This is a genomic window from Nonomuraea sp. K271 (genome assembly GCF_009908215.1).
Taxonomy (GTDB): domain Bacteria; phylum Actinomycetota; class Actinomycetes; order Streptosporangiales; family Streptosporangiaceae; genus Nonomuraea; species Nonomuraea longispora.
Window position 1 is genome coordinate 1 of sequence record NZ_JAAAHR010000377.1, and the last position, 1267, is coordinate 1267.

Sequence of the window (1267 nt, forward strand, 5' to 3'; positions counted from 1 at the left end):
GTGTGATCGCGTTCGCGGCGGCGGGCGGGGCGGGCGCGTCGGGTTTCATGGCCGCCTATCTGGCGGGCATCGTGCTGGGCAACGCGGTCCTGCCGCACCGAGCTGCCACGCGTTCGTTCGCCGAGGGGGTCGGCTGGCTGGCGCAGATCGGGTTGTTCGTCATGCTGGGGTTGCTGGTGAATCCGAGCGAGCTGGGTTCGGCGTTGTTGCCGGCAACCGTCATCGGGTTGGTGTTGTTGCTGGTGGCGCGGCCTGTGTCGGTGGTGGCGTGTCTGCTTCCGTTCCGTACGAGCTGGCGGGAGCAGGCGTTCGTTTCCTGGGCGGGGCTGCGTGGCGCGGTGCCGATCGTGCTGGCGACGTTTCCCATTGTCGCGGCGGTGCCCGGCAGCCTGCAGTTGCTGAACATCGTGTTCGTGCTGGTGGTGTTGTTCGTCCTGGTCCAGGGGCCGGTGCTGCCGGCGGTGGCCAGGCTGCTGGGGATCACCCAGCCGGGTCAGGCCAGGGAGGTGAGCATCGAGGCCGCTCCGCTGGACGTGCTGGGCGCCGACCTGCTGACGTTGACGATTCCGCCCGGTTCCCGGCTGCACGGGGTGGAGATCTTCGAACTGCGGTTGCCCGCTCCCTCGAACGTCGTCCTGATCATCCGTGACGGCGACACCATCGTCCCGGAGCCCGTGACGTTGTTGCGGGAGGGCGACGACGTGCTCATCGTCACGACCAGTGACGCGCGCCCGCAGGTGGAGCGCCGGTTGCGCGCGGTAGCGCGGCGCGGGCGGCTGGCTCACTGGTACGGCGAGCGCGGCGACATCGACACCGATTCCGGCCGAGCGGCCCTCACGAAAGGAGAACCTGCGCAGTGGACATCAGGCGCACGACGGTTCCCGGCAGCGGCATCATCCACCACTACGACACCAGGCAAGGAGATCACGTCGGCGTTATGGTCTTCGACGACGGGCGGCGTGCGTTGATGATCTACGACGGTGGCGATGCCGACGCCCCGTCGCATGTGGTGGATCTGGACGGCGACGAGGCCGACGGGGTTGCCGAGTTGTTGCACAGCCGTTCGCTGGCCGATCGGCTGTCGGCCGTGGAGCGGCGCCTGGCGCAGCTGATCGGCCGGCGTTCGTGAGGGCGGGCGCTCGCCGTCGCGCGGCATGTCGGGTGGGCGTGCGCCGTCATGATGCCCGGGGCCCGCGCGGGCTTGCCGCGTGCGGGGCCTGCTCATCGCCTGGGGCGGGTTGAGCTCTGGGGGCGGGTTCACGGTAGC

Annotated in this window: 2 protein-coding genes; both read left to right on the forward strand. The window is 69.9% G+C overall.

The features are described 5' to 3' along the window. Positions 1-968, forward strand: a 968-nt coding sequence (locus GUY59_RS47050) for a cation:proton antiporter domain-containing protein (RefSeq protein ID WP_201762191.1), incomplete at its 5' end; no start/stop codon positions are given. Then, a complete protein-coding gene (locus GUY59_RS47055) occupies positions 938-1129 on the forward strand; it encodes a hypothetical protein (protein WP_201762192.1) in 192 nt (63 codons plus the stop codon). The genes GUY59_RS47050 and GUY59_RS47055, both read left to right, overlap by 31 nt. Positions 1130-1267: the final 138 nt, after the last annotated feature.